General features: G+C 67.8%; 1 pseudogene. It reads right to left on the reverse strand.

The window, feature by feature from the left end:
- Window positions 1-633 (reverse strand): annotated as a pseudogene (locus ACOADB_RS23840) (hypothetical protein); the annotation flags it as partial.

A 633-nucleotide genomic window follows, 5' to 3' on the forward strand; every position in this document is an offset into this window, starting at 1 on the left:
GACCACCAGCACGATGACCGCGGCGAACGCGATGCCCTTGTTGATCCGCCTGTGGAAGTGCTTCGCGAGCTCGCGGTTCAGCCAGACCAGCACGACGAGCACGGCGAGTCCGAGCAGCACCAGCCAGATCGGGTGCTGGCCAGCCATCGCGTCCTCGGTGCGCTCGGTGTTCGCGGTCACCATGTTGTCAATGAGCGGGATCGCGTCGGACCGCAACTCCTTGCTCGCGCCTCTGAGGTACTCCGCACCGATCGGGTAGCCCAGGCGGTTGTTGTTGCGCGCCTGGGCGACAGCGGTGGCGTAGTCGGCCACCTCGACATTCAGGGCCGCGAGCACCTCGCGGTCGGCCGGCTGGGACTCCGCCGCATTCGCGATCTCCGTGAGCACGGAGGACAGCGCGGCGTCGTACTCCTTGCGCTGGTCGGGGTCCTCGAGACCGCCGACCAGGAAGGCGTTGGTGGCGAGGGCGTCGGCTCGCAGCAGCGACGACTTGATCTCCTGGACCCGGACCAGCTGCTCGGTGTCGTCAGCGGCACGGCCGTCGGACTGCCAGGCGCCGAACTGGATCAGTGCGCTGAACACCCCGAAGAGGATGGCGACGGTCATGCCGATCAGCTGCCAGCGGTTGAGCAG

The sequence above is a fragment of the Nocardioides sp. CPCC 206348 genome (assembly GCF_048654705.1).
Taxonomy (GTDB): Bacteria; Actinomycetota; Actinomycetes; order Propionibacteriales; family Nocardioidaceae; genus Nocardioides.